Source organism: Pedococcus sp. 2YAF34, assembly GCF_052114585.1.
Taxonomy (GTDB): domain Bacteria; phylum Actinomycetota; class Actinomycetes; order Actinomycetales; family Dermatophilaceae; genus Pedococcus.
In genome coordinates, this window is sequence record NZ_JBFRFA010000107.1 from 1 (window position 1) to 446 (window position 446).

Here is a 446-nt window from a genome sequence, read left to right on the forward strand (position 1 = left end):
TTCGCGATCCACGCGAGCACCATCAGGGCGGCCGTGTCCTCCAGGCGCGGCTCCTCCTGCTCGCGCGAGCGGGACAACCACGCCAGCACGATGAGGCCGGCGCCGATGAGCGCCACCAGGATCCAGGCGATGGATGAGCCGGGCGGCTGCCAGCGCGGGTGCAGCAGGAAGGCGCCCCACCAGGCGCCCTCACCGACCGCATAGCGTCGGAGCGTGCTCGCGACCGTGTACGCCTGCGCGACGGCGACGACCCCGCCGATGGTCAGCACGGCGCGCTGAAGAAGCGCGGTCGCGTTCGTCGCAAAAGGGATCTTGCTGGATGCGATGGCCACCGCCGACGTGACGAGCACGGTCGCGTAGGCGAGCAGCGAGTAGCGCCCCTGCCAGATGTAGCCGGTGGTCTGCACCGATGCCGCCTGCACGAGAGCGGGCAGCAGGAAGAAGCC

1 pseudogene is annotated in these 446 nt (G+C 70.6%); it reads right to left on the reverse strand.

The features are described 5' to 3' along the window. Positions 1-446, reverse strand: a pseudogene (locus tag AB4Z02_RS19100) (hypothetical protein); the annotation flags it as partial.